This window comes from Streptomyces sp. NPDC034037 (genome assembly GCF_055575715.1).
The window spans coordinates 1-1,846 of the sequence record NZ_JBVISC010000023.1; the positions used below are offsets into that span (position 1 = coordinate 1).

Annotated in this window: 1 protein-coding gene; it reads right to left on the bottom strand. The window is 65.9% G+C overall.

Going from position 1 to position 1,846, the window contains the following annotated elements:
* Nucleotides 1-1,846, bottom strand: a 1,846-nt coding sequence (locus tag ACZ516_RS33850; RefSeq protein ID WP_469013619.1) for an acyltransferase domain-containing protein, incomplete at both ends; no start/stop codon positions are given.

Genomic DNA, 1,846 nt, shown 5'->3' on the forward strand with positions numbered 1-1,846 from the left:
CCACACCACCACCCAACTCACCATCCACATGCCGGATCAACACAGCCGGCGTCGGATAGTCGAACAACAACGACGACGGCAACCGCAACCCCGTCGCACCATTCAACCGATTCCGCAACTCAACAGCCGTCAACGAATCAAAACCCAAATCCTTGAACGACCGCCCCACATCCACCGCATCCCCCGACCCATACCCCAACACCACCGCAACCAACGACCGCACCAACCCCGACAACACCCCCAACCGCTCACCCTCAGAACACCCCACCAACCGCTCACGCAACCCCACCAAACCCACCGAACCCGACGACTCCACCACCCCAACCGCCGACTCCTCACCCACCCAAAAACGCTCCCGCTGAAACGCATACGTCGGCAAATCCACCCACGACGCCCCACACCCCGAAAACTCCACACCCCAATCCACCGAAACACCCTGAACCCATGCCTCAGCCAAGGACATGAGGAACCTCTGCCGACCGCCTTCATTCCGACGCAGAGTGCCCATGGCGGTGGTGTTCTCAGCGTCACGCGCCTCGGCGATGTCCTGCACACCAACAGCCAGGACGGGATGAGCGGATACCTCGATGAAGACCGCGTCCCCTTCCGCGAGAAGACCGCCGATGGTCTCCTCGAAGCGAACGGTGTGCCGCAGGTTGCGATACCAGTACGCGCCATCCAGCTCGACGGTGTCCAACAGACCACCCGTGACCGTCGAATAGAACGGCACCGACGACGACTTCGGCTCAATCCCCGCCAGCAGGCCGGCCAGCTGGCCCTCGATGCGCTCGACGTGCGAAGTGTGCGAGGCGTAATCCACCGGAACCTTGCGCGCCCGGACCCCCTGAGCCTGGCACTGGGCCAGCAGCTCATCCAACGCATCCGGATCACCGGCCACCACCACCGACGCCGGCCCGTTCACCGCCGCAACCTGAATCCGGCCACCGAACGCCGCGATCCGCTCAGCAACCTCCCCAGCACTCAGCGACACCGACACCATCCCGCCAAGCCCCGCCAACCCACCGGCAATCGCCTGCGAACGCAGCGCCACCACCCTCGCCGCATCCCGCAGAGACAACCCACCCGCCACGCACGCGGCCGCGATCTCACCCTGCGAATGCCCCACCACCGCAGCAGGCTCAACACCATACGAACGCCACAGCTCAGCCAGCGACACCATCACCGCCCACAGCACCGGCTGAACAACATCCACCCGCTCCAACGACGGCGCCCCCGGCGCCTGCCGCACCACCGACTCAAGATCCCAGTCGACAAACTCCGCCAACGCCCGCCCGCACTCAGCGAACCGGTCGGCGAACACCGGCGCGCTGTCCAGCAGCTCGACCGCCATCCCCGCCCACTGCGAACCCTGACCCGGGAAGACAAACACCACCCGGTCACCCGCACCGGACAGGCCCGAAGACGGACCGGTCACCACACCCGCAACGTCCTCACCCCGCGCCAGAGCACCCAGCCCCGCACGCAGCCCTCCTTGATCACCGACGACGACCGCACGGTGCTCGAACCGCGTCCGACCAGAGGCAAGCGACCACCCCACATCCACCGCCGACAACTCACCACGCGCCTCAACATGCGCCAGCAACCGCTCCGCCTGCCCCCGCAACGCCTCCACACCACGACCGGAAACCACCCACGGCACCACACCCCGCTCGACCGAACGACCACCAACAACGCCACCACCCAAAGCGGAACCAGAAGCAGACACAGACACAGACACGGACGCGGACGCGGACGCAGGAGCCTCCTCCACCACCACATGACAATTCGTCCCGCCCATACCAAACGACGACACCCCCGCAACCAACACCTCAGCCGGCCGCGGCCA